The organism is Actinomadura atramentaria DSM 43919, assembly GCF_000381885.1.
Taxonomy (GTDB): Bacteria; Actinomycetota; Actinomycetes; order Streptosporangiales; family Streptosporangiaceae; genus Spirillospora; species Spirillospora atramentaria.
On the sequence record NZ_KB907216.1, the window covers coordinates 1 to 20,653 of the forward strand.

General features: G+C 73.2%; 26 protein-coding genes, 3 tRNA genes and 1 CRISPR repeat array. Of the genes, 11 read left to right on the plus strand and 18 right to left on the minus strand.

The window, feature by feature from the left end; genetic code table 11:
* The first annotated feature begins 32 nt into the window (after window positions 1-32).
* Window positions 33-323: a CRISPR direct-repeat array (repeat unit 30 nt; unit sequence GTCCTCATCGCCCCTGCGAGGGTTCGCAAC).
* 183 nt (window positions 324-506) lie between these two features.
* From G339_RS0121015 to G339_RS34745, 4 genes are all read right to left on the minus strand, one after another.
* On the minus strand, window positions 507-695 hold the full coding sequence (locus G339_RS0121015) for a DUF397 domain-containing protein (RefSeq protein ID WP_019633042.1): 189 nt from the start codon (window positions 693-695) through the stop codon (window positions 507-509).
* A gap of 48 nt (window positions 696-743) precedes the next feature.
* Window positions 744-986, minus strand: coding sequence for a DUF397 domain-containing protein (locus tag G339_RS38045; RefSeq protein ID WP_084693353.1), 243 nt, complete (start codon window positions 984-986; stop codon window positions 744-746).
* 156 nt (window positions 987-1,142) lie between these two features.
* Window positions 1,143-1,331 (minus strand): DUF397 domain-containing protein, encoded by a 189-nt coding sequence (locus G339_RS0121025; protein WP_019633044.1) that lies wholly within the window; start codon window positions 1,329-1,331, stop codon window positions 1,143-1,145.
* Window positions 1,324-2,136, minus strand: a complete 813-nt coding sequence (locus G339_RS34745; protein ID WP_051107913.1) for a helix-turn-helix domain-containing protein — start codon at window positions 2,134-2,136, stop codon at window positions 1,324-1,326. The genes G339_RS0121025 and G339_RS34745 overlap by 8 nt, the downstream gene beginning before the upstream one ends.
* Before the next feature lie 173 nt (window positions 2,137-2,309).
* Between G339_RS34745 and G339_RS34750 the strand changes: the two genes are divergently transcribed.
* Together G339_RS34750 and G339_RS0121040 are read left to right on the plus strand one after the other, a co-directional pair.
* On the plus strand, window positions 2,310-2,729 hold the full coding sequence (locus tag G339_RS34750) for an ATP-binding protein (RefSeq protein ID WP_019633046.1): 420 nt from the start codon (window positions 2,310-2,312) through the stop codon (window positions 2,727-2,729).
* Window positions 2,730-3,277: 548 nt separating this feature from the next.
* Window positions 3,278-3,580 carry a hypothetical protein gene (locus G339_RS0121040; protein WP_019633047.1) on the plus strand — a complete coding sequence of 101 codons (303 nt, stop codon included), beginning with the start codon at window positions 3,278-3,280 and terminating at the stop codon, window positions 3,578-3,580.
* An 81-nt stretch (window positions 3,581-3,661) separates the two neighbouring features.
* On the opposite strand, the gene G339_RS0121045 is transcribed toward G339_RS0121040, so the two are convergent.
* The 6 genes from G339_RS0121045 to G339_RS0121075 all read right to left on the minus strand — a co-directional run bounded on the left by G339_RS0121045 (window position 3,662) and on the right by G339_RS0121075 (window position 10,494).
* Window positions 3,662-4,720: a PDR/VanB family oxidoreductase gene (locus tag G339_RS0121045; RefSeq protein ID WP_019633048.1), complete on the minus strand. Its 1,059-nt coding sequence runs from the start codon at window positions 4,718-4,720 to the stop codon at window positions 3,662-3,664.
* Window positions 4,717-5,595 carry a metal-dependent hydrolase gene (locus tag G339_RS0121050; protein WP_019633049.1) on the minus strand — a complete coding sequence of 293 codons (879 nt, stop codon included), beginning with the start codon at window positions 5,593-5,595 and terminating at the stop codon, window positions 4,717-4,719. Before G339_RS0121050 ends, G339_RS0121045 begins: the two co-directional genes overlap by 4 nt.
* A 408-nt stretch (window positions 5,596-6,003) precedes the next feature.
* On the minus strand, window positions 6,004-7,215 hold the full coding sequence (locus G339_RS40545; protein ID WP_240489869.1) for an acetamidase/formamidase family protein: 1,212 nt from the start codon (window positions 7,213-7,215) through the stop codon (window positions 6,004-6,006).
* 312 nt (window positions 7,216-7,527) lie between these two features.
* On the minus strand, window positions 7,528-8,640 hold the full coding sequence (locus G339_RS0121065; RefSeq protein WP_026341643.1) for a D-alanine--D-alanine ligase family protein: 1,113 nt from the start codon (window positions 8,638-8,640) through the stop codon (window positions 7,528-7,530).
* A gap of 43 nt (window positions 8,641-8,683) precedes the next feature.
* Window positions 8,684-9,706 (minus strand): NAD(P)H-dependent glycerol-3-phosphate dehydrogenase, encoded by a 1,023-nt coding sequence (locus G339_RS0121070; RefSeq protein ID WP_019633051.1) that lies wholly within the window; start codon window positions 9,704-9,706, stop codon window positions 8,684-8,686.
* Entirely contained in the window at window positions 9,703-10,494 is a 792-nt protein-coding gene (locus G339_RS0121075) for a lysophospholipid acyltransferase family protein (protein ID WP_019633052.1), read from the minus strand. Before G339_RS0121075 ends, G339_RS0121070 begins: the two co-directional genes overlap by 4 nt.
* 84 nt (window positions 10,495-10,578) lie before the next feature.
* Between G339_RS0121075 and cofC the strand changes: the two genes are divergently transcribed.
* Both cofC and G339_RS39525 read left to right on the plus strand, forming a co-directional pair.
* The gene (gene cofC, locus G339_RS0121080) at window positions 10,579-11,259 is read left to right on the plus strand and encodes a 2-phospho-L-lactate guanylyltransferase (protein ID WP_026341644.1); all 681 of its coding nucleotides are present in this window, start codon (window positions 10,579-10,581) and stop codon (window positions 11,257-11,259) included.
* Between the two features lie 26 nt (window positions 11,260-11,285).
* Window positions 11,286-11,489, plus strand: coding sequence for a hypothetical protein (locus G339_RS39525; RefSeq protein WP_019633054.1), 204 nt, complete (start codon window positions 11,286-11,288; stop codon window positions 11,487-11,489).
* Window positions 11,490-11,558: 69 nt separating this feature from the next.
* Here G339_RS39525 and G339_RS0121090 read toward each other — a convergent pair whose 3' ends face one another.
* The 4 genes from G339_RS0121090 to leuC form a co-directional block, all read right to left on the minus strand.
* On the minus strand, window positions 11,559-11,837 hold the full coding sequence (locus tag G339_RS0121090) for an HU family DNA-binding protein (RefSeq protein ID WP_019633055.1): 279 nt from the start codon (window positions 11,835-11,837) through the stop codon (window positions 11,559-11,561).
* Between the two features lie 158 nt (window positions 11,838-11,995).
* Window positions 11,996-12,229, minus strand: coding sequence for an SCO5555 family protein (locus G339_RS0121095; RefSeq protein ID WP_019633056.1), 234 nt, complete (start codon window positions 12,227-12,229; stop codon window positions 11,996-11,998).
* Window positions 12,230-12,330: 101 nt separating this feature from the next.
* Window positions 12,331-12,918: a 3-isopropylmalate dehydratase small subunit gene (leuD, locus tag G339_RS0121100; RefSeq protein ID WP_019633057.1), complete on the minus strand. Its 588-nt coding sequence runs from the start codon at window positions 12,916-12,918 to the stop codon at window positions 12,331-12,333.
* Between the two features lie 11 nt (window positions 12,919-12,929).
* Entirely contained in the window at window positions 12,930-14,327 is a 1,398-nt protein-coding gene (gene leuC / locus G339_RS0121105) for a 3-isopropylmalate dehydratase large subunit (RefSeq protein WP_026341645.1), read from the minus strand.
* A 98-nt stretch (window positions 14,328-14,425) separates the two neighbouring features.
* On the opposite strand from leuC, the gene G339_RS0121110 reads away from it, so the two are divergent.
* From G339_RS0121110 to G339_RS0121135, 6 genes are all read left to right on the plus strand, one after another.
* A complete protein-coding gene (locus G339_RS0121110) occupies window positions 14,426-15,145 on the plus strand; it encodes an IclR family transcriptional regulator (RefSeq protein WP_026341646.1) in 720 nt (239 codons plus the stop codon).
* 110 nt (window positions 15,146-15,255) lie between these two features.
* The gene (locus G339_RS0121115; protein WP_019633060.1) at window positions 15,256-15,633 is read left to right on the plus strand and encodes a YidH family protein; all 378 of its coding nucleotides are present in this window, start codon (window positions 15,256-15,258) and stop codon (window positions 15,631-15,633) included.
* The gene (locus tag G339_RS0121120; RefSeq protein WP_020722878.1) at window positions 15,630-15,938 is read left to right on the plus strand and encodes a DUF202 domain-containing protein; all 309 of its coding nucleotides are present in this window, start codon (window positions 15,630-15,632) and stop codon (window positions 15,936-15,938) included. The genes G339_RS0121115 and G339_RS0121120 overlap by 4 nt, the downstream gene beginning before the upstream one ends.
* A gap of 9 nt (window positions 15,939-15,947) precedes the next feature.
* Window positions 15,948-16,760 (plus strand): SAM hydrolase/SAM-dependent halogenase family protein, encoded by an 813-nt coding sequence (locus G339_RS0121125; RefSeq protein ID WP_020722879.1) that lies wholly within the window; start codon window positions 15,948-15,950, stop codon window positions 16,758-16,760.
* Between the two features lie 5 nt (window positions 16,761-16,765).
* Window positions 16,766-17,206: an NUDIX hydrolase gene (locus G339_RS0121130; protein WP_033323859.1), complete on the plus strand. Its 441-nt coding sequence runs from the start codon at window positions 16,766-16,768 to the stop codon at window positions 17,204-17,206.
* A gap of 216 nt (window positions 17,207-17,422) precedes the next feature.
* Entirely contained in the window at window positions 17,423-18,643 is a 1,221-nt protein-coding gene (locus G339_RS0121135) for a hypothetical protein (RefSeq protein ID WP_019633062.1), read from the plus strand.
* 48 nt (window positions 18,644-18,691) lie between these two features.
* Here the strand turns inward: G339_RS0121135 and G339_RS0121140 are convergent.
* Window positions 18,692-18,764, minus strand: a tRNA-Glu gene (locus G339_RS0121140).
* A gap of 178 nt (window positions 18,765-18,942) precedes the next feature.
* Between G339_RS0121140 and G339_RS0121145 the strand changes: the two genes are divergently transcribed.
* Window positions 18,943-19,407 carry an SRPBCC family protein gene (locus G339_RS0121145; RefSeq protein WP_019633063.1) on the plus strand — a complete coding sequence of 155 codons (465 nt, stop codon included), beginning with the start codon at window positions 18,943-18,945 and terminating at the stop codon, window positions 19,405-19,407.
* A gap of 104 nt (window positions 19,408-19,511) precedes the next feature.
* Here the strand turns inward: G339_RS0121145 and G339_RS0121150 are convergent.
* The 3 genes from G339_RS0121150 to G339_RS0121160 form a co-directional block, all read right to left on the minus strand.
* Window positions 19,512-19,584, minus strand: a tRNA-Glu gene (locus G339_RS0121150).
* Window positions 19,585-19,613: 29 nt separating this feature from the next.
* A tRNA-Gln gene (locus G339_RS0121155) sits at window positions 19,614-19,685 on the minus strand.
* Between the two features lie 171 nt (window positions 19,686-19,856).
* Window positions 19,857-20,621, minus strand: a complete 765-nt coding sequence (locus G339_RS0121160; RefSeq protein ID WP_026341648.1) for a fumarylacetoacetate hydrolase family protein — start codon at window positions 20,619-20,621, stop codon at window positions 19,857-19,859.
* Window positions 20,622-20,653: the final 32 nt, after the last annotated feature.

The following is a 20,653-nucleotide window of genomic DNA, read 5'->3' on the forward strand; positions in this document are numbered from 1 at the left end:
AAGCTCCGAAAGCAGCCCGTCAACGTAGTCAAGTCCTCATCGCCCCTGCGAGGGTTCGCAACCACAGCAGCCGCCCGCCCCTCGGGCGTGCGACGGGGTCCTCATCGCCCCTGCGAGGGTTCGCAACAGGTGGATGACCTCGGTCAGGTAGTCGTCCCGGTCCAGGTCCTCATCGCCCCTGCGAGGGTTCGCAACGCGGTGACGATCAGCAACAGCGGCGCGACCGCGTGTCCTCATCGCCCCTGCGAGGGTTCGCAACCCGACCACCCGGCCGCGCCCGGCTCGGCGTCGGTGTCCTCATCGCCCCTGCGAGGGTTCGCAACCGGTTCGACGGGCTTGAGCCCACCGCCGGAATGCTGGTTCTCATCGCCCCTGGGGAGTTCGCAAGCGAAGAAGCACGTGGGTCTTGGCCCGGCTATTTGGTGGAGACGTGGAACGCCTCTTCTCGGCCGGGGTGGTCGGGAAGAGGCGTTCTAGGGCTTGCGCTTTGTGCGGAGCGGGTGGGGTCAGAGGGCTCGGATGGCGGTGGTGAAGCGGTGGAAGGACGGGCGGTCCAGGAGAAGGTTCGGGCCTTGCGGGTCCTTGCTGTCGCGGATCGCCACCGTGCCGGGGACCGTTGCGAGTTCGACGCAATTTCCGCCGTTGCCGGAACTGCGAGACGCCTTGCGCCACCGGGCGTTGCTCAGGTCAGCCATACTTCTCCTCGTTCATGCGCTTAGTTAGGCCGACGCTCATAGCGAAGGTCAGAGGGCTCGGATGGCGGTGGTGAAGTGGCGGAAGGACGGGCGGTCCAGGAGAAGGTTCGGGCCTTGCGGGTCCTTGCTGTCGCGGATCGCCACCGTGCCGGGGGCCGTCGCAAGTTCGACGCAGTTCCCGCCGCTGCTGCCGCTGCGGGACGACTTGCGCCATGAGAGGTTGGCCAGTTTTACGCAATCGCCGCCGTTGCTGCCACTGTGAGAGGACTTTCGCCAGGTCGGGGCGTTCATGTCTTTGGACAATCGGGCTCCCCGGTCGATTGGGGTCGGTAGCGGGGTACCCGGTGGGGTGATCGTTTATTCCGGGAAGCGGAACGCCCCTTCTCGGCCAGTGGTGGTCGGGAAGGGGCGTTCTGGGTTTTGTGCTTGGTGCGGGGTGGGTGGGGGTCAGAGGGCTCGGATCGCGGCGGTGAAGCGGCGGAAGGAAGAGCGGTCCAGGAGAAGGTTCGGGCCTTGCGGGTCCTTGCTGTCGCGGATCGCCACCGTGCCGGGGACCGTCGCAAGCTCGACGCATTCCCCGCCGTTGCTACCGCTGCGGGACGACTTGCGCCACCGGGCGTTGCTCAGGTCAGCCATACTTCTCCTCGCTCGTGCGCTTGATGAGGTCGACGCTCATGCCGACCGGCAGCGCCTGGTCACTGATCGCGGTGAAAACCTCGTGGAGACGGGTGACGTCCGCGTTCGCTTCGAGGACGAAGCCGCGCGCCGACGTGTCGACGTGGGCGACCTGGACGCCATTGCTCATCCTAGCCAAGGTGAACGCCCCGTCGTTGCCGGGATGCTCGACGCCATTGGGGACGACGCGCACGCTCACACGCGGGCCGACCGAGGCGGCGAGGCGGTCGAGCTGAGCCCTCATGACCTCCGGGCCGCCGCGCTCGTTCCAGAGCGCGACCTCGGGGAGCACATAGACGATGCGCGGCGGCTCGGGGTCGTTGCGGGTGAGGATGCTCTGGCGCTTGAGGCGAGCCTTGACGAGTTCGGCGTCGTTGTTGAGCAGGGCGGCGGCGTACTCCGGCGTCTGGAGCAGGCCGTAGGCCACAAGCGGCTGGTACGTCCAGAGAATCGTGGCGTCCGCCTCGTAGTTCGCCCATTCGACGAACCACGCGGGCATCCCGTTGATACGGCTCCCGAACAGGTCGTCCCAGATGCTCTGGAGCGTCTCCCGCGCGTCGAGGACATCGTCGCAGCGCTCCGCGAAGTCGCGTTCGCAGCCGCTCTCGCCGCGTTCGACGCCGCTGACGAACGACGGGCTGTAGGTGATCGCCGCCGCGAGTTCCGCGATCGTGAGGTCCGCCATCTCCCGGAACCTGCGGACGTGCCGGCCGAAGAAGTCGTTCGGGCCCTTCTCCGGCGTCAGTTTCTTGGGGGGTTGAGGCACTGATGATCCTCTCTCTCCATGACCGGCGATGGCCGGTGATGACCAGCGATGACCGCCACCCACGGTGATGACCCGCGTTCGCACCGTGCAGGGGCGTTGTCGTGGCCAGCGTCCCACCTCGCGGCGAGGCTGGACGTGGAATCGCGCAGAGAAGCCGAAACAGGGAGTGCCACGTGATCACCGCAAGCAAAGCGACGAACCCGCCGTCGCCGTCCGCTTCGTCGCTTCGGATCGGGTCGCGGCCCGAGTCGGTGCGGCTCGCCCGCGACTTCGCGGCGCGCTGGTTCGCCGCGCAGGGGTACGACCCCGAGCGCGTCGCCGACGCGCGGCTCGTCGCGAGCGAGCTCGTCACGAACGCGCACCTGCACGCGGCCGGGTCCGCGGAGATCGTCCTGCGGTGCTGCCTGTGCGACGTCGGGGCCGTCCTGGAGGTCGAGGACGCGGGCGAGGCCCGGCCCGTCCCGGCCGGGAACGACGCCTACGCGACGTCCGGCCGCGGGCTCTTCCTCGTCGAAAGCCTCGCCGCCGCCTGGGGCACGACCCTGCTCGCGGACGGCGGCAAGGCGGTCTACGCGGTGTTCCCCGCCCCCTGACCGCGCGCGACTCCCCACCGACCGGGGCGCGGCGCGACGGGCTTCCCTCCCTGACCTGCACGCCGCTCCGCGCCCCGCCCAACGACACCGCGCCGCACCCGGCCGCGCTTCACGTCTAATCGCTTTTCCGGCAACCGGGCCACGGCCGACCACGTCGCGCTGCGACCCGACCGGCCGCCCACGCCGCGCCGCATCCAGCCGCGCCCCACACCGCGCCGAACCCCGCCGCGTCGGACCCCGCCGCGTCAGACCGCGCCGCGCCGCACCCCACCGCGTCAGACCGCGCCGCGTCGCACCACGCCGCGTCGCATCCCGCCGCGTCGCACCACGCCGCGTCGCATCCCGCCGCGCCGGACCACGCCGCGTCGCACCACGCCGCGTCGCATCCCGCCGCGTCGCACCACGCCGCGTCGCATCCCGCCGCGCCGGACCACGCCGCGTCGCACCCCGACGCGTCGCACCACGTCCCGACCGAACCAACGTCCCGCCCGAACCAACGTCCCGCCCGAACCAACGCCCCGCCCATCCGAACACGAAGGAGACGCACCATGACCCACGACCGCCCCACCCCGCCGGACGCCGTCCGCGTCGATCCGAAGCCGCCGCTGCCCGGCCGAACCGCGCCCGAGGGCCGTTGGGCGACGCCCTACCGCGACCGGCACGGCGCGTGGCGCTGCTACCTGTGGCGTCCGCTGACCGCGACCGAGGCGCGGCACGGCATGCGGTTCGGCGTCGTCGCCGACGACCGCGAGGGTCTGACCCGCCTGATGCTCGCGGAGGACGAGAAGTACGCGGAGCTGCGCGCCGTCCGTCCCGACCTGCGCGACGACCCGTTCGGAACCGACCTCTGAACACCCCCGCGAGACCCCTCCGGGCGGCGGCCCGACCCACGAGTTCCCGCGTGGCCCGACACCCCGCCGCCCGGAGGCCCGTCAGAGGTCGAGGGTGAGGCGGCCGCCGGAGGCGCGGGAGACGCAGATCAGGAACCCGTCGTCGGCGGCGTCGGAGACGGCGCGTTCGTCGGCGTCTCCGGCGAGCAGGCCGACGCGGCACGTGCCGCAGAAGCCCTGGCGGCAGGAGTAGGCCGCCGTGGGGATCTGCTCGCGGATGACGTCGAGCGCGGAGCGGTCCGCCGGGACCCGGAGCGTCCGGCCGGTGCGGGCCAGCTCGACCTCGAACGGCTTGCCGTCGGTGACCGGCGCGGGCGCGAAGCGCTCGAAGTGCAGCGTGGAGCCGCCGGACGGGTCGAACGCGGCGCGCACCGCGTCGATCATCGGGGCGGGGCCGCAGCAGTACACGGCCGTGCCGGGCGCGGCGGACGCGAGGAGGTCAGCGCCGGACGGGACGCCGTCCTCGTCGTCCGCGCGGACGCGCACCCGGTCGGCCGGGAACTCGCGCAGCTCGTCCAGGAACGGCAGCGACGCGCGCGACCGGCCCGCGTACACCAGCCGCCAGTCCGCGCCCGCGCGGTGCGCCGCGCGCACCATCGGCAGGACGGGCGTGATCCCGATGCCGCCCGCGACGAACACGTACCGCTCCCGCGCGAGGAACGGGAACGCGTTGCGCGGCCCCTGCACCGACAGCGAGTCGCCCTCCGCCACCGCGTCGTGGATCTCCAGCGACCCGCCCGCGCCCGCCGGGAGGCGGCGGACCGCGATCCGGTACGCGCGGCGGTCGGCCGGGTCGCCGCACAGCGAGTACTGGCGGCGGCGGCCGGACGGCAGCAGCACGTCCAGGTGCGAGCCGGGCTGCCACGCGGGCAGCGGCCGGTCGTCCGGCGCGGCCAGCCGCAGCGACACCACGTCGGCGGCCTCGCGCCGGACCGCGCGGACGGTCAGCCGCAGGGACCGGTCCACCGGCCGCGCGTCCCGGACGACCGGCGCGCGGAGCGACCGGACGCGCTCCAGCCCGTTGAAGAACGCGTTCGCCGCCACCCAGAACGGGTCGCGCGGGCGCTTGCCGAACAGCGACGGCGGGATGTCGCCCCTCACCGCAGCGCCGCCTGCGCCGCCGGGGAGGACGCCAGGTACTCCAGCGCCTGCGCCGTCGAACCCTCGCGCAGCGGACTGTAGTCGCGCCGCAGGTAGCGGCGGATGGACGCGCCCATCATCCGCCCGTCCGGCGTCAGCCCGGCCGGGCCGGTGCGGCGCAGGTGCCGCAGCCCGCCCTTGATCCGGCCCTGGACGATCGGGTCGGCGGCCATCAGGAACCGGTGCCCGCGCTGCCACAGCGCGACGAGCATCGACACCGTCTCGGCCATCGCGCGCAGCCGCGCCGAGTACGTCCCGTCCAGGTGCATGAACAGGTCGTGCGCGACGTGCCGGTGCTCGACCTCCTCTGCGCCGTGCCAGCGCAGCAGGTCCAGCATCGTCGGGTCCGCGCCCGCGCGGTCCAGCGCCTCGGCGTTGAGAATCCAGTCCCCGAGGACGCCGGTGAAGTGCTCGATCGCCGCGATCAGGCTGACGCGCTCGTTCAGCCAGGACCGCCGCCGGTCGCCGGTGAGGCCGCGGTCGCCCAGCAGGCCCTCGAACAGGAAGTCCACCTGCCGGGTGAAGGGGCGCACGTCCAGGCCCTGCGCAACGAAATGCTCCAGGACGCCGTCGTGGGACGCGGCGTGCATCGCCTCCTGGCCGATGAAGCCCAGGACGTCCTCGCGCAGCCGTTCGTCGCGGATGTGCGGGACGGCCTCCTTGAAGACGCGGACGAACCATTCCTCACCGGCGGGCAGCAGCATGTGCAGCACGTTGATGAGATGGCTCGCCACGGGATCGCCCGGAATCCAGTGCAGCGGGACCTGCGACCAGTCGAAGCGCACGTCGCGGGCCTGGAGGACGATGCCGTCCGGCTCCTCGATCCGTACGGACATGGGTCCTCCCGCGTCGGAAACCACTTATTGACGATTCGTCCAGAAATTAACACCGGACGATGTCATCCAACAACGGACGGACCCGTGAGTCTTGTCACCCGGCTCACAACCCGCGCCGCGCGGTGCGCACCCGCCGGCCCCGTTCCGGACGGTCGATTCATCGACGGGACAAAACACCTGCCGGGGGAACCCGCATCCCTGGACCGACTCCCCGACGCGAGCCGGGAAACGCGGGCCAGGCACAGAAAGCCGGGCGACGCAGGCCAGGCGGCGCGTCCTGGCGGCGCGTCCTGGCGGCGCGTCCTGGCGGCGCGGCCTGACCGAAGCACCGTGAGCGGCGCAGCGTGAGCGGCGCAGCGTGAGCGGCGCAGCGTGAGGAGTGATTCCGGGGGTTGGGGCGAGTGGGGGTCAGAAAAGCGGGGTGGGGTCGGGCATCAGCATCGGGCCGGTGACGCGGAAGCGCTCGACCCCGCGTCGCGTCAGGTTCACGCGCAGGTCGATCCAGCCCGCGGCCGGGAACAGGGCACAGTCGGGCGCTCCCGGGTCGGGGAAGTGCAGGTCCCCGACCGACAGTTTCGCGCCCGCGACGTGGACCGGCAGCAGGATGCGCGATCCGGCGCGCAGTGGCGCGATGCCGCAGCCGCCTACCGCTCGGCCCCGCTCAATGCCGCGCAGCCCTTCCGCCGCCGCCCGCGCATACGCCGGAGTCCCCGCGACGAGCCCGCCGAGCACGGGCGCCCGCACGCCGTCCCGCACGGGCGCCGCTCCCGCGACGCCGTCTCGGACGACACCGCCCAATCCGGCTCCGTCCCGCCCGGCGCCATCCCGCACCGCACCGTCTCGCACCGCGCCGTCCCGCCCGGCACCGTTCCACCCGGCACCGTTCCGCACCGCGCCGTCCCGCCCAGCACCGTTCCGCGCGACACCGTCCCACCCGGCACCGCCTGACCCCGCGGCGCCCGGCCCGACACCCCGCGCAATTCCGTCCCACACAGCGCCGTCCCGCGTCGCACCGCCGGGTTCGGCTCCGTTCCGCGCCGCTCCGTTCCGCACGGCTCCATCGCGTTCGGCTCCGTCCGGCGCGACTCTGTCCCGCACGACCCCGTCCCGCACCATCCCGTTCCGGCCCGCACCGTCACGCACGACCCCACCCCGGACGGCACTTTCCCGGACGGCGCTGCTCCGCACAGCACCGTCCCGCACAGCCCCGTCCCGCGCGGTCCCGCTCCGTTCCGCGCCGCCCCAGGCGGCGTCGTCCCGCGCGGTGCCGCTGGATGCGGCACTCGCGCGATCGGAAGCGCCGCGCGAGGCGGCGTCCGGCGCAGCGCTGCTCCGCACAGCACCGCCCGGCATCGCACCGATCGGCACGGCGCCCACCGGCACCGCGTCAACCGGCACGGCGTCACCCAACACCGCGTCCCCCAGCACGGCGGCGCGCGCAACATGGTTCAGCACGGCACCGGCCGCCGCGCCGCCCGGGAAACCGTGCGCGGCGGCGATCTCCGCCGGGTCCGGGGCGCAGCCGATCACGCCCGGGTGCCCCAGCCGCGCCGGGCGGCCGTCCGCGCGGCCCAGCGCCACCACGTCCACGACGATGACGTCGCCCGGCAGCGCGCCCACCACGGCGATCGGCCCGCACAGCAGCGGTTCCGCGCCCGGCTCCCGCGCCAGGCAGTCCAGCCGCACCGACCCGCCCGTGATGATCTCCGCGACCGCCGGGACGTCCGGATGCCACCGGTCGTGCCCCGGCACGGCGCGTGCCGGAAGGCCGCGCGGGAACGCGGAATCAGGGGCCAGGGTCGGTGCGCTTGGCGACGGGAGCACGGAGCGGTCCTTCCGGGACGGCGGCTGTCCCCACGATCCTGCCGAAACCCCTGTTACCACGGGGTTTCACCCGTCGAAAGCCTGCGTAAGGCCCCGATCACCGAATGGTCAGCGCAGTCCGGCCGGCCGGTTCAGCGCCGTCGTGACGAGCCGGTCCACCAGCGCCGGGTAGTCCAGCCCGCTCGCCGCCCACATCTGCGGGAACGCCGACGTCGGCGTACACCCCGGCATCGTGTTGATCTCGTTGAGGACCCAGCGGCCGTCGGGCGTGTAGAAGAAGTCCACCCGCGCCAGGCCCTCGCAGTCCAGCGCGTCGAACGCCTGCGCCGCGAGCCGCCGCACCTCGTCGACGGCGGCGGGCGGCAGGTCCGGCGGGATCGCCATCCGCGTCGTGCCGTCGAGGTACTTGGTCTCGAAGTCGTAGAAGTCGTGCTCGCCGCCGACCAGCACCTCGGCGGGCAGGCTCGCGTCCGGCGGCCCGTCGTCCAGCCCCTCCAGCACGCCGCACTCGATCTCGCGGCCCTCGATCGCCGCCTCCACGATCACCTTCGGGTCGTGCTCGCGGGCGAACTCCACCGCCGCCTCGACGCCCGCCGCGTCCGTCACGCGCGTGATGCCCATGCTCGACCCGGCCCGCGCGGGCTTCACGAACACCGGGAAGCCCAGCTCCGCGATCTCGTCCAGCTTGCGCTTGCGCTCGCGCCGCCACTCCCGGTCCCCCACCAGGACGTACGGGCCGACCGGCAGACCGCGCGCCTGCCACACGAGCTTCATGAAGCCCTTGTCCATGCCGACCGCGCTCGCCAGCACGCCCGCGCCCGCGTACCGGACGCCCGCCAGCTCCAGCAGACCCTGGATCGTGCCGTCCTCGCCGTACGGGCCGTGCAGCAGCGGCAGCACCACGTCCACCTCGCCGAGCGCCACCGGCACCCGGCCCTGCTCGACCACCAGCAGCCCGCCCGCGCCCGCGTCCATCGGCAGCGTCACCGCGCCGCCGACCGCCTCGACCTCCGGCAGCACGCCGTCCGTGATCTCCAGCGCCGCCGCCGACTCCACCAGCACCCACCGGCCGTCGCGCGCGATGCCGATCGGCACGATCTCGTACCGGTCGGGGTTCATGGCGGCCATGACGGCACCGGCGGTGACACAGGAGATGGCGTGCTCGGAGCTGCGCCCGCCGAACACCACGGCCACGCGGACCTTAGAGGAAACCTCGGACATGAACCCTGACCCTATCTCCCCGTGTGAAGAGATCGTTTCGCGCTCACTCCCCCTGCGACATGCCGTAGCGCTCCGCCTTCGGGGACCGGGAGATCAGCGAGATCGCCGCCTCCTTGATCGGCATGCCGTGGTGCAGCACCGCCGCGACGGCCTCCGCGATCGGCATCTCGACGCCGTGCTTGCGGGCCAGCTCCAGCACCGGCTCGGACGACTTCACGCCCTCCGCCGTCTGCTTGGTGACGGCGACGACCTCGTCCAGGGTCATGCCCCGGCCCAGGTTCTCGCCGAACGTCCGGTTCCGCGACAGCGGCGACAGGCACGTGCCGACGAGGTCGCCCATCCCCGCCAGTCCCGCGAACGTGTGCTCGTCCGCGCCCAGGGCCGCGCCGAGCCGGGTGATCTCCGCGAGGCCGCGCGTCATCAGCAGCGCCTGCGTGCTCGCGCCGAACCCCAGGCCCGCCGCCATGCCGACGCACAGCGCCACGATGTTCTTCACCGCGCCGCCCAGCTCGCAGCCCACGACGTCCGTCGTGGTGTAGACGCGGAAGTAGGCGGTCATCGTCGCGGCCTGGAGCTGCCGCGCCCGCTCCTCGTCCACGCACGCCGCGACGGCCGCGCCCGGCTGCCCCGACGCGATCTCCGGCGCCAGGTTCGGGCCGCAGAACACCGCGATCCGCTCGCGCGGCACGCCCGCCGCCTCCTGGACGACCTCCGACATCAGCCGCGTCGTGCCGAGCTCGACGCCCTTCATCCCGCTGACGACCAGCGCGTTCGCGGGCAGCAGCCCGCCCCAGTCCGCGAGGTTCGCCCGGAGCGTCTGCGCGGGCACCGCGATCGTGACGATGTCCGCGCCCGCCAGCGCCGCGGCCGGGTCGGACGTCGCCCGCAGCCCCGCGGGCAGCGCGATCCCCGGCAGGTAGTCGGCGTTCTCGTGCCGCTCGTTGATCGCCGCGACGGCCGCCTCCCGGCGGCCCCACAGCACCACCTCGCCGCCCGCGTCGCTGAACAGCTTCGCCATCACGGTGCCCCACGAGCCCGCGCCCATCACGGCGACCCGGACGGTCACGACGCGTCCTCCCCCCGCTCCCCGCGCTCGGCGGCCGCGCGCCGCTGCTCCAGCACCTTGTGGTGGTCGTACAGCTCGGCGGGCGGCTCCTCGCCGCGCAGCTCGCCGAGCAGACCCGCGATCTCGCGCATGATGTCGTCGGTCGCGGCGCGCAGAACCGTCTTGGTCAGCGGCTCGCCCGCGTACTTCGACAGGTCGACCGGCGGCCCCGCGACCACCCGCATCGTCTTGCGCGGGAACGGGTGGAAGCCGCGCTTCAGCGTGCCCGCCAGGCCCGTCTTCTCCGTCTTGGTGTACGGCAGCAGCTCGTGCGCGCCCCAGCTCGCCACCGGGACGACCTTCGCGCCCGTCTTCAGCGCCATCCGCGCGACGCCCGTCTGGCCCGTCATCGGCCACAGCTCCGGATCGCGGGTGCAGCTCCCCTCCGGGTAGAACATCAGGCACTCGCCGCGGCGCAGCGCGTCCTCCGCGTCGCGCAGCGCCAGCGCCGCGTCCGCGCGGTCCCGGTAGACGGGGATCTGACCGGTGCCGCGCAGCACGGACCGGAACACCGGCACGTCGAACAGCGTCGACTTCGCCAGGTAGACCGGATAGCGGCCGGACTCGTACACGAAATGGGCCAGCGCGAGCGGGTCGGACTCGGAGATGTGGTTCGCCGCGATGATGACGCCGCCCTCGCGGGGGACGTTGCCGCGGCCTCGCCAGTCGCGCTTCAGCAGCCCGTACAGCAGCGGGCGCAGGATGACGATCGTGATCCTCCGCCACGTCGGCGAATAACCGTCGGTCATGCCCGTCCCTTCTCGGTCTCTCCCGCGCGCGAACGCGGGGTGTGGTCAAGTGTCGCGCTTGCTTCCGCATAGTGTCGAGTCGCCATGTCTACAGCAGAGCGCGGCGCGCGTCGTCTCCAGTGGTCCCTCGTCGTCCCGGTCAAGGTGCTGGCCCGCGCGAAGACGCGCATGTCCCGCGCGGCGGGCCCGCACCGCGAGGCGCTGGCCCTCGCCGTGGCCGCCGACACCGTCGCGGCGGCGCTGCGCTGCGCCCTGGTCCGCGATGTGACAGTCGTCACCGACGACCCCCTTCCCGCCGCCGAGCTGGCGGCGCTCGGCGCCCGCGTCGTGCCCGACGAGCCCGACGCCGGACTGAACCCCGCGCTCGTCCACGGCGCGCGCCGCGCCCGCGAGGCCGCGCCGGACGCCGGGGTCGGCGCCCTGTCGGCGGACCTGCCCGCGCTGCGGCCGGACGAGCTCGAACGCGTGCTGGCCGCCGCCGGGGAGGCGGCCGAGGCGTTCGTGCCGGACGCGGCGGGCGTCGGCACGACCCTCTACACGGCGCGGCCGGGGACCGCGTTCGCGCCCGCGTTCGGCGGCGGGTCGCGGGCCGCGCACGGCGCGCGGGGCGTCCGGGAACTGCTGCTGGACGGCATCGACAGCGTACGCCGCGACGTGGACACCCCGGCCGACCTGCGCGCGGCGCTCGCCCTCGGCACCGGCCCGCGCACGGCGGCCGTCGCGCCGCTGCTGCCCGGCCTGCACGCCCTCGACGACGCGACCTGACGCCGCGCGCCGATAGGGTCGGCCGCATGCAGGCAACGGTGCGGACGTACGACGCCGCGACGCGCACGGGCAGCGTGCTGCTCGACGACGGAACGGAACTGCACTTCGACGCGGAGGCGTTCGACGCGGGCGGCCTGCGCCTGCTGCGCCTCGGCCAGCGGGTGCGGCTCGGCGTCGAGGAGGACGGCCGGATCAGCGCCGTCACGCTGGCGACGTTCCCGCTCCCGTAGAAAGCCCCCGAGAAACGCCGCGGCGCCCGGACCCGCGCGAGGCGGGTCCGGGCGCCGGGACGGTGGAGCCTACTTCTTGCCGGCGACCAGGTTCTTGAAGTCCGCGCCGGCCTTGAACTTCGGCACGGACGTCGCGGGAACGTCGATGGTCTTGCCCGTTGCCGGGTTCCGGGCCGTCCGGGCAGGCCGGTCGGCCTTCTCGAAGGACCCGAAGCCGGTGATCGCGACCTTGTCGCCCTTGGCGACGGTGGTCTGGATCGTCTCCAGGATCGCGTCGACGGCCTCGGCTGCGGCCTTCTTGCTCCCCAGCCGGTCAGAGATGGCGTCGACCAGCTCTCGCTTGTTCATGGGTTACTCCTCTAGTTCCCCCCTTGCCCGAACGAAACTAAGGGAGCGTCGGCAAGGACACAATCACCTGAACGGAAGCCGTTCCGTGTCGCAGGCGTTTTTGTCGGCCTCGCCCCCGTCTCACCCGGGCGCCGGATCAACGCCGGCCAACGGGCACGTTATCGGGAGCCGGGCTCCGGCCGGAAATCGGCGAGGAACGCGTCGAGTCGCCGCGCGGCCAACGCGGTGTCGCGTTTGGCCAGGTCAGTGATCGCCAGCAGGTGCCGGATGCAGCGCCTGCGGTCGGCCGGCGGGAGCGGCGCGACGAGCCGGTGCGCGTCGCGCAGCCGCCGCGCCAGCAGGGTCAGCGCGGGGTCGTCCCAGCTCGGTCCGTGCTCGGGCGCCGTGCTCACGCGCGTCTCCTCCCCGGGGCGCGGACGTCCCCTCCCCCCGATTGTGCTCGGTGGGCGGGGACGTCCGGCACGCCGGGGGCGGCCCGGGCGCGTCGCGGCGGTCAGGCCGTGGTCGGCAGGCGGCCCGGCCGGTCCGCCTCGAACGCGGCGATGTCGTCGGCGTGGCGGAGGGTCAGGCCGATGTCGTCCAGGCCCTCCATCAGGCGCCAGCGCGTGTAGTCGTCGATCTCGAACGGCGCGGTGATCTCCCCGGCGCGGACCTCGCGGGCCGCGAGGTCGACGGTGATCTCCGCCTTCGGGTCCTGCTCGGCGCGGGTCTGCAGCGCCTCGACCGTCTCGGCCGGGAGGATGACCGGCAGCAGCCCCATCTTGGTGGAGTTGTTGCGGAAGATGTCGCCGAAGCGCGGCGCGATGACGACGCGGAACCCGTACTGCTGCAGCGCCCAGACGGCGTGCTCGCGGGACGAGCCGGTGCCGAAGTCCGTCCCGGCGACCAGGATCGTCGCCCCGTCGTACTCGGGCTGGTTCAGCACGAACCCGGGGTCCTCGCGCCACGCCGAGAACAGGCCCTTGTCGAACCCGGTGCGGCTGACCTGCTTGAGCCAGACCGCCGGGATGATCTGGTCGGTGTCCACGTTGCTGCGGCGCAGCGGGACCGCGCGCCCGGTGTGGGTGGTGAACGCTTCCATGTCCAGGCTCCTTACAGGTCGGCGGGGGCGGCCAGGCGGCCGGTGACGGCGGTGGCGGCGGCGACGGCGGGCGACACCAGGTGCGTGCGGCCGCCCGGCCCCTGCCGTCCCTCGAAGTTGCGGTTGGAGGTGGACGCGCTGCGCTCGCCCGGCGTGAGCTTGTCAGGGTTCATCGCCAGGCACATCGAGCAGCCCGCCTCGCGCCACTCCGCGCCGGACGCGGAGATGACCTCGTGCAGGCCCTCCTCCTCGGCCTTCTTCTTGACCTCCATCGAGCCGGGGACGACCAGCATCCGGACGCCGTCGGCGACGCGGCGGCCCTTGAGGACGTCCGCGACGGCGCGCAGGTCCTCGATGCGTCCGTTGGTGCAGGACCCGACGAACACGGTGTCGACCTCGACGTCGCGCAGCGGGGTGCCCGCCGTCAGGCCCATGTACTCCAGCGCCCGCTCGGCGGCCTGCCGCTCGACCGGGTCGCCGTAGGACGCCGGGTCGGGCACGGACGCGCCCAGCGGGAGGCCCTGGCCGGGGTTGGTGCCCCAGGTCACGAACGGGGTGAGGGTGGAGGCGTCGATGACGACCTCCTTGTCGAACACGGCGTCCTCGTCGGTGGCGAGGGACTTCCAGTACTCGACGGCCTCGTCCCACGCCGCGCCCTGCGGGGCGTGCGGGCGGCCCTTGAGGTACTCGAAGGTGGACTCGTCGGGGGCGATCATCCCGGCGCGCGCGCCCGCCTCGATGGACATGTTGCAGACCGTCATCCGGCCCTCCATCGACAGCGACCGGATCGCCTCGCCGCGGTACTCGATGATGTAGCCCTGGCCGCCGCCGGTGCCGATCTCGGCGATGATCGCCAGGATCAGGTCCTTGGCGGTGACGCCCGCGGGCAGCGCGCCGTTCACCGTGACGGCCATCATCTTCGGCTTGACCTGCGGCAGCGTCTGCGTCGCCAGGACGTGCTCGACCTCGCTGGTGCCGATGCCGTGCGCCAGCGCGCCGAACGCGCCGTGCGTGGAGGTGTGGGAGTCGCCGCACACGACCGTCATGCCGGGCTGCGTCAGGCCGAGCTGCGGGCCGATGACGTGGACGATGCCCTGCCCGGCGTCGCCCATCGGGTGCAGCCGGATTCCGAACTCGGCGCAGTTCTTGCGCAGCGTCTCGACCTGCGTGCGCGACACCGGGTCGGCGATGGGGGCGAGCAGGTCGGTGGTCGGGACGTTGTGGTCCTCCGTCGCGATCGTCAGATCGGGGCGGCGGACCTTGCGGTCCGCCATCCGGAGGCCGTCGAACGCCTGCGGGCTGGTCACCTCGTGGACCAGGTGCAGGTCGATGTAAAGGAGATCGGGTTCGCCCTCGGCACGTCGCACGACGTGCGCGTCGTACACCTTGTCGGCCAATGTGCGGCCCATCGCTCCACCTCACCTGAGTCGTGTCCCGGGCGCGTCGGTGCGCCGGGGTCCCGGTCGTCCGATTTGCATCTCACATGACGAGACGGCAATATCAAGACATGGACAACTCTAGCGGAGTCGGCGTACTTGACAAAGCGGTTCTGGTGCTGAACGCGCTGGAAGCCGGTCCGGCCTCCCTCGCGCAGCTCGTCCAGACCACCGGTCTGGCCCGGCCCACCGCGCACCGCCTCGCCGTCGCGCTGGAGCACCACCGCCTCGTCCACCGCGACACCCAGGGGCGGTTCATCCTCGGGCCCCGGCTCGCCGAACTGGCCGTCGCCGCCGGGGAGGACCGGCTGCTGGCCATCGCCCAGCCCATCCTGGCGCAGCTCCGCGACCTGACGGGCGAGAGCGCGTCGCTGTTCCGCCGCCAGGGGGACGTGCGGGTCTGCGTGGCCGCCGCCGAGCGCGCCAGCGGGCTGCGCGACACCGTCCCGGTCGGGGCGGCGCTGCCGATGACCGCCGGGTCGGCCGCGCAGATCCTCCTGGCCTGGGAGGAACCCGACCGGATGCACCGCGGGCTGCGCGGCGCGAAGTTCGAGGCGACGACGCTCGCCGCCGTGCGGCGGCGCGGCTGGGCGCAGAGCGTCGGCGAGCGCGAGCAGGGCGTCGGGTCGGTGTCGGCGGCCGTGCGCGGCGCGGGCGGGCGCGTCATCGCGGCGGTGTCGGTGTCGGGGCCGCTGGAGCGGCTGAGCCGGTCCCCCGGGCGGCTGCACGCCGGGCCGGTGCTGGCCGCCGCCGAAAAGATCTCCGAGGGGATGCGCCGGACGACCGGCTGACCCGCTCCCACCTGCGCCGACGACACAATTCCTGCCTCAATACTGGGAATGTCGAGAAGTATTGTGGCGGATGAAAGCGACATTTGACGCAGGTAGGGAAAGAACGCGATATGAGCGCGACGGAGACCCCGCGCGGCTGGACCGGACGGCTGCTGGCGGAGGGCGACGATCCCGACCCACGCTTCACCCTGGCCAACGAGCGCACGTTCCTCGCCTGGATTCGCACCGCCCTCGCGTTCGTCGCGGGCGGCATCGGGCTCGCCGTCAGCGGCGACCTCATCGACGACCCGCTGCGGACCGTCCTGGCCGTCGGCTGCGCCGCCACCGGCGCGTTCGCCGCGCTGTTCGCCTTCCGCCGCTGGCTGCTCACCGAACGCGCGCTGCGCCGCGCCGAGACGCTGCCGCTGCCCGCCCTCGCGCCCGTCATGTCGTACGGTCTGGCGGGGCTGGCGGTGGCCGCGCTCGTCACCCTGCTCGTCGCCCGGTGAGCCTGTGGGACCGCGGCGCGCAGCCCGAGCGGACCGCGCTCGCCTGGTCGCGGACCGCGCTGTCGCTGGTCGCCGTGGGACTGCTCGCCGTGCGGCTCGCGCCGTCCACGGTCGGCGCGGCGCTCGCGGCGATCGTCGTCTGCGGCGCGGCGGCCGTCCTGCTGCGGCGCGCCCGGCGGCAGCAGCGGCGGCGCGCGCGCCGGCTCGACGCGGGCGAGTCCGTCGCCGACCCCGCCACGATCGCGCTGACGACCGCGGTGACGCTCGCGCTCGGCGTCGTCGGGATCGTCGTCGCACTCGGCTGAGGAGGAACCGTGCCGCCGTTCGCGAGCATCGCCACCGACTTCGGGGCCGCCTACACCGCGATCTGCGCGGGCGTCGTCCACCGCATCGCGCCGGGCGCGCGGGTGCTGGTCCTCAGCGACGAGATCACGCCGTTCGCGATCGTCGAGGGCGCGCTGTTCCTGCGGCAGGCGCTTCCGTACCTGCCCGAGGGGGTCCATCTCGGCATCGTGGACCCCGGCGTCGGCACCGACCGGCGGCCGATCGCGCTGCGCGTCGCGCGCGGCGACGTGCTCGTCGGGCCGGACAACGGCCTGCTGACGCCCGCCGCGGACGCGCTCGGCGGCGTCGTCGCGGCGCACGCGCTCACCAACCCGGCGTTCCGCTTCCCCGCGCCGTCCACGACGTTCCACGGACGGGACGTGTTCGCGCCCGCCGCCGCGCACGTGCTCAACGGCGTCGACCTCGCCGAGCTCGGGCCACCCGTCGCGCCGCTGCGGCTGGAGGTGCCGCGCCCGTCCGTCGCGCCGGACGGGACCGTCACCGCGACCGTCCTGTACGTCGACCGCTACGGCAGCCTGATCCTCGGCGCGGACGCCGCCGACCTCGGCCGACCCGTCCACGGGACGCCGATCGGCCTGTCCTGGACGTCGCCGGACGGGATTCCCACCGCCGCCCGCGTCGCCTACGAGCGGACGTTCGGCAGCGTCCCGCCCGGCGACCCGCTGCTGTGGACCGACTCCTCCGGCGCGCTCGGCCTCGCCGTGAACCAGGGCTCGGCCGCCGAGCGCTACGGCCTCGCCGCCGGGTCCGTGCTGACGCTGCGGCGGCTGCTGGAACACTGACCGGCATGGACGATCTGCCCGTGGTCAATCTGCCAGTGGTCGATCTGCCGGTGGTCGCCTGGGTCCACGCCGTCGAGGGCCGCCTCGTCGCCGTCCGCGCCCGGGGCCGCGACCTGCTCTACCTGCCCGGCGGCAAGACCGAGCCCGGCGAGGACGACCGCGCGGCGCTGGCCCGCGAAGTGTACGAGGAGGTCGCCGTGACGCTCGCGCCCGCCGCGTTCGCCGAGCTCGGCACCGTCCGCGCGGCCGCCCACGACCAGCCGGACCACACGCACGTGCGGATGGCCTGCTTCACCGCCGCCTACGACGGGCCGCTGGCCGCCGCGGGCGAGGTGGACGAGATCGTCCTCGTCGCCCCCGCCGACCGGGACCTGCTCGCCCCCGCGGGCCGCGCCGCGCTCGACCTGGCGCTGGCGCGGGGCGTCCCGGGCCTGACCGCGTCCTGACACCTCTTCGCGGCGGCCGAATCCGGCCGGGGAGCCGTTTCCCCGCCCGGAATCGGCGTCCGAATACCCGGATGGCCGACACCGCACGAATCCCTCGGTAAAAGGCGCGCCATTGTCAGCGATAACGACGCTGATCGCCGCCCGCGGGCACTGGACCGCGCGGCCCCGAAATGCCTACGCTCAGCGCGAATTCGCCGACAATGCTTGGGGGCACCGGTGATCATCGTCAACGAGTACTCCGACAAACCGCTGGACGATCTTCCCGCGGCGGGCCGCGAGCGCATCCGCGAGGTCGAGCGCAACGCGCCGGACGCGGTGCTGGCCACCGCCGCCGCGCTCATCGCCGACTCCACGGGGCCGACGTACACCTACGCGAAATGGGCCGACTTCACCGCCGCCGCCCGCGACGTGGCCACGCTGACCTCGGTCTTCAACCCGGTCCGCGACGCCGAGCGGGCGATCGTCGCCGAGTGGCGCGACGCCGCGCTCGCCCGCACCGGCGCGCACACCGAGCTGGCGCGCAGGCTGTCGGCGCGGTGGAGCAACTGCGGCATGACGTCCGTCAACGTCATGACCGCGCTGCGCGGGAACTACACGGCCACCATTTCGCTGACCGAGCGGTTCGAATTCCGCTACGACACCGCCGGCGAAATCGCGCGCGAACTCAACCGCGTTCCCGCCGGGGCCGGGGAGATCCATCTGCTCGACTGCGACCTCAGCGGAATCCACAATTTCGTCGTCGAAGTCCACCACGACGGGAGCCGGTACCTCGTCCAGGGGTATCAGGGCGGCTATTCGGCGCTCTGGTGGGTGACCGATTCCGTCTACGACCCGGTGGAGGCCGACACCGTCCGCACCGAGGCGCTCAGCACGCTGCGCGGCGACTGGGGCGGCGGGCGGAACATCGCGGCCCGCCACGACGGGCTCGTGGCGAACCTGACGGCGCTCATCAAGGACGGGTACAACGCGGTGACCCGGGCCGGGTCCAGCGTGTGGCGGCAGCTTCCGTTCGGACCGCACGACCAGGCCCCGCTGGCGTACAAGGACGCGCCGTTCCTGCGCGTGGACCGGTTCGTCCTGCGCAACCCCGCCGCCGTCCGCGCGGCGGCGAACGGCGTCGGCGGCGCGCTGAGCGTGCAGGGCGTCCGCGCGCCGCTGAGCCCGGTGCCGCCCGCCGACCCGGCGGACGTCGTCCGCGCCCTCGCCGAACTGGGCCTGACCGCGACGCACAGCGTGGAGGACCGCAGCGGCGCGTCGAAGTTCAAGGTCACCGACGACCGCCAGGCTCAGGCGCTGAAGAACAAGCTGGTGACCCGCGTCGGAACGATCGAGGTCGACCGCCTCACCCCGGCCGCCCTGCCCGCGCGCGGCTCGCAGGCCGAGGTCGGCTACCTCCAGGCCGGCGTGGAGCGCACCACCACCCGCCAGCGCGCCTGAACGACGAAGCGCCCCGGACGGAAACCGTCCGGGGCGCTTCGCGACCGGTACCCCCGAGCGGATTCGAACCGCCGTTACCGCCTTGAGAGGGCGGCGTCCTAGGCCACTAGACGACGGGGGCAGGACCCGAGGCGACCTCCCGCCTCGACACCCCCAACCCTACCGGACTCCCGAACCCCCCAAGACCACGATCCGTCCCCCCGTGCGGGCATCCGGGCGTTTGGTGGGGGATCGGGTGGGCAGTGTGCGACGACGACGGATGGAGCGGCGCATTCGGCGCCGCTTCAGAGGGAGGAGACATGGCCACCGTAGAGCAGTCGATCGACGTGGACGTCCCGGTGCGGACGGCCTACGACCAGTGGACGCAGTTCGAGGAGTTCCCGCGCTTCATGGAAGGCGTGGAGCGCGTCGAGCAGCTCACGTCCACGCGGACGCACTGGGTGACCAAGGTCGCCGGTGTCACGCGCGAGTTCGACGCGGAGATCACCGAGCAGCGGCCGGACGAGCGGGTCGCGTGGACGACCACCGACGGCCCCGCGCAGGCGGGCGCGGTGACGTTCCACCGCATCGGCCCGGACCGGACGCGCGTGATGCTCCAGCTCGAACACCGCCCCGAGGGCGTGGTCGAGAAGGCCGGCGAGGCACTGGGACTGATCCCGCACCGCGTCAAGGGCGACCTGGAGCGCTTCAAGTCGTTCGTCGAGGAGCACGGCGGCGAGACCGGCGCGTGGCGCGGCGAGATCGACCAGGACCCCACGCACTGACGCGTTGGCGGCGGCCCCGGCGGAGAACGCCGGGGCCGCCGCGCGGTCCGCGCCCGAAAAGCAGAGAACCCGCGCCGCGATTCGCGGAGCGGGTTCAGAAGGCGTACCCCCGAGCGGATTCGAACCGCCGTTACCGCCTTGAGAGGGCGGCGTCCTAGGCCACTAGACGACGGGGGCCTGCACTGATCTCCCTTTCGGGAGAACCGCTGGGGTACCAGGACTCGAACCTAGACTAACTGAACCAGAATCAGTCGTGCTGCCGATTACACCATACCCCAGTGCCGTGAGCTGGCCTTCCGGTCGGAACCGGCCGGGTCGCTCGCGCCTCGATGAGAATACAGGAGTCGGGGGCCGGGACCAAAACGGTTAGCGGACTGCTCGCCCGGGAAGGAAAAAGCGCCGCCCCGGACGGTGCTCGTCCGGGGCGGCGGGTCGCGGGGCGGGCCGGTTCACTCGCGCGCCACGACGCGGTTGGTGAGTTCCCCGACGCCCTCGACGGACACCGTGACCTCGTCGCCGACCTCCAGCGGCCCCACTCCGGCGGGCGTGCCGGTGAGGATCACGTCGCCCGGCAGCAGCGTCATGACCTGGCTGACGTACGCGACGAGTTCGGGGACGGAGTGCAGGAGCAGCGACGTCCGCGCGTCCTGGCGCAGCTCCCCGTTGACGCGCGTGGTGAGCGCCAGGTCGGCCGGGTCCAGCTCGGTCTCGATCCACGGGCCGAGGGGGCAGAAGGTGTCGAAGCCCTTGGCCCGCGTCCACTGCCCGTCGCGGCGCTGCAGGTCCCGCGCGGTGACGTCGTTGGCGCACGTGTAACCGAGGATGACCTCGGCGGCGCGGGCGGCGGGCACCTCCCGGCACAACCGCCCGATGACGACGGCCAGCTCGCCCTCGTAGTCCACCCGCTCCGACAGCTTCTGCGGATAGGCGACGGCCTCGCCGGGCCCGATGACGGCCGTGGACGGCTTGCTGAAGATCACCGGCTCGGCGGGCGGCTCCGCGCCCATCTCGCGCGCGTGCTCGGCGTAGTTCTTGCCGATGGCGATGACCTTGCTGGGCAGGATGGGAGCAAGCAGCCGCACGTCGGCGAGGGGGAAACGCTGCCCGGTGAACGTCAGGTCCCCGAAGGGGTGGGCGCGGACGGCGGCGATGGTGTTCTCTTCCACCACTCCGAAGGACACGCCCTCGTCGATGGAGAACCTCGCGATACGCATGCCGGGCAGCCTATCGGGCGGGTCCGGAGCGC

Coding starts and splice junctions, on each gene's coding strand:
- G339_RS0121015 (WP_019633042.1), bottom strand. CDS start 695: ATGGCTGACCTGAGCAACGCCCGGTGGCGCAAGGCGTCTCGCAGTTCC.
- G339_RS38045 (WP_084693353.1), bottom strand. CDS start 986: ATGAACGCCCCGACCTGGCGAAAGTCCTCTCACAGTGGCAGCAACGGC.
- G339_RS0121025 (WP_019633044.1), bottom strand. CDS start 1,331: ATGGCTGACCTGAGCAACGCCCGGTGGCGCAAGTCGTCCCGCAGCGGT.
- G339_RS0121040 (WP_019633047.1), top strand. CDS start 3,278: ATGACCCACGACCGCCCCACCCCGCCGGACGCCGTCCGCGTCGATCCG.
- G339_RS0121050 (WP_019633049.1), bottom strand. CDS start 5,595: ATGTCCGTACGGATCGAGGAGCCGGACGGCATCGTCCTCCAGGCCCGC.
- G339_RS0121065 (WP_026341643.1), bottom strand. CDS start 8,640: ATGTCCGAGGTTTCCTCTAAGGTCCGCGTGGCCGTGGTGTTCGGCGGG.
- G339_RS0121075 (WP_019633052.1), bottom strand. CDS start 10,494: ATGACCGACGGTTATTCGCCGACGTGGCGGAGGATCACGATCGTCATC.
- cofC (WP_026341644.1), top strand. CDS start 10,579: ATGTCTACAGCAGAGCGCGGCGCGCGTCGTCTCCAGTGGTCCCTCGTC.
- G339_RS39525 (WP_019633054.1), top strand. CDS start 11,286: ATGCAGGCAACGGTGCGGACGTACGACGCCGCGACGCGCACGGGCAGC.
- G339_RS0121090 (WP_019633055.1), bottom strand. CDS start 11,837: ATGAACAAGCGAGAGCTGGTCGACGCCATCTCTGACCGGCTGGGGAGC.
- leuD (WP_019633057.1), bottom strand. CDS start 12,918: ATGGAAGCGTTCACCACCCACACCGGGCGCGCGGTCCCGCTGCGCCGC.
- leuC (WP_026341645.1), bottom strand. CDS start 14,327: ATGGGCCGCACATTGGCCGACAAGGTGTACGACGCGCACGTCGTGCGA.
- G339_RS0121110 (WP_026341646.1), top strand. CDS start 14,426: ATGGACAACTCTAGCGGAGTCGGCGTACTTGACAAAGCGGTTCTGGTG.
- G339_RS0121115 (WP_019633060.1), top strand. CDS start 15,256: ATGAGCGCGACGGAGACCCCGCGCGGCTGGACCGGACGGCTGCTGGCG.
- G339_RS0121130 (WP_033323859.1), top strand. CDS start 16,766: ATGGACGATCTGCCCGTGGTCAATCTGCCAGTGGTCGATCTGCCGGTG.
- G339_RS0121145 (WP_019633063.1), top strand. CDS start 18,943: ATGGCCACCGTAGAGCAGTCGATCGACGTGGACGTCCCGGTGCGGACG.
- G339_RS0121160 (WP_026341648.1), bottom strand. CDS start 20,621: ATGCGTATCGCGAGGTTCTCCATCGACGAGGGCGTGTCCTTCGGAGTG.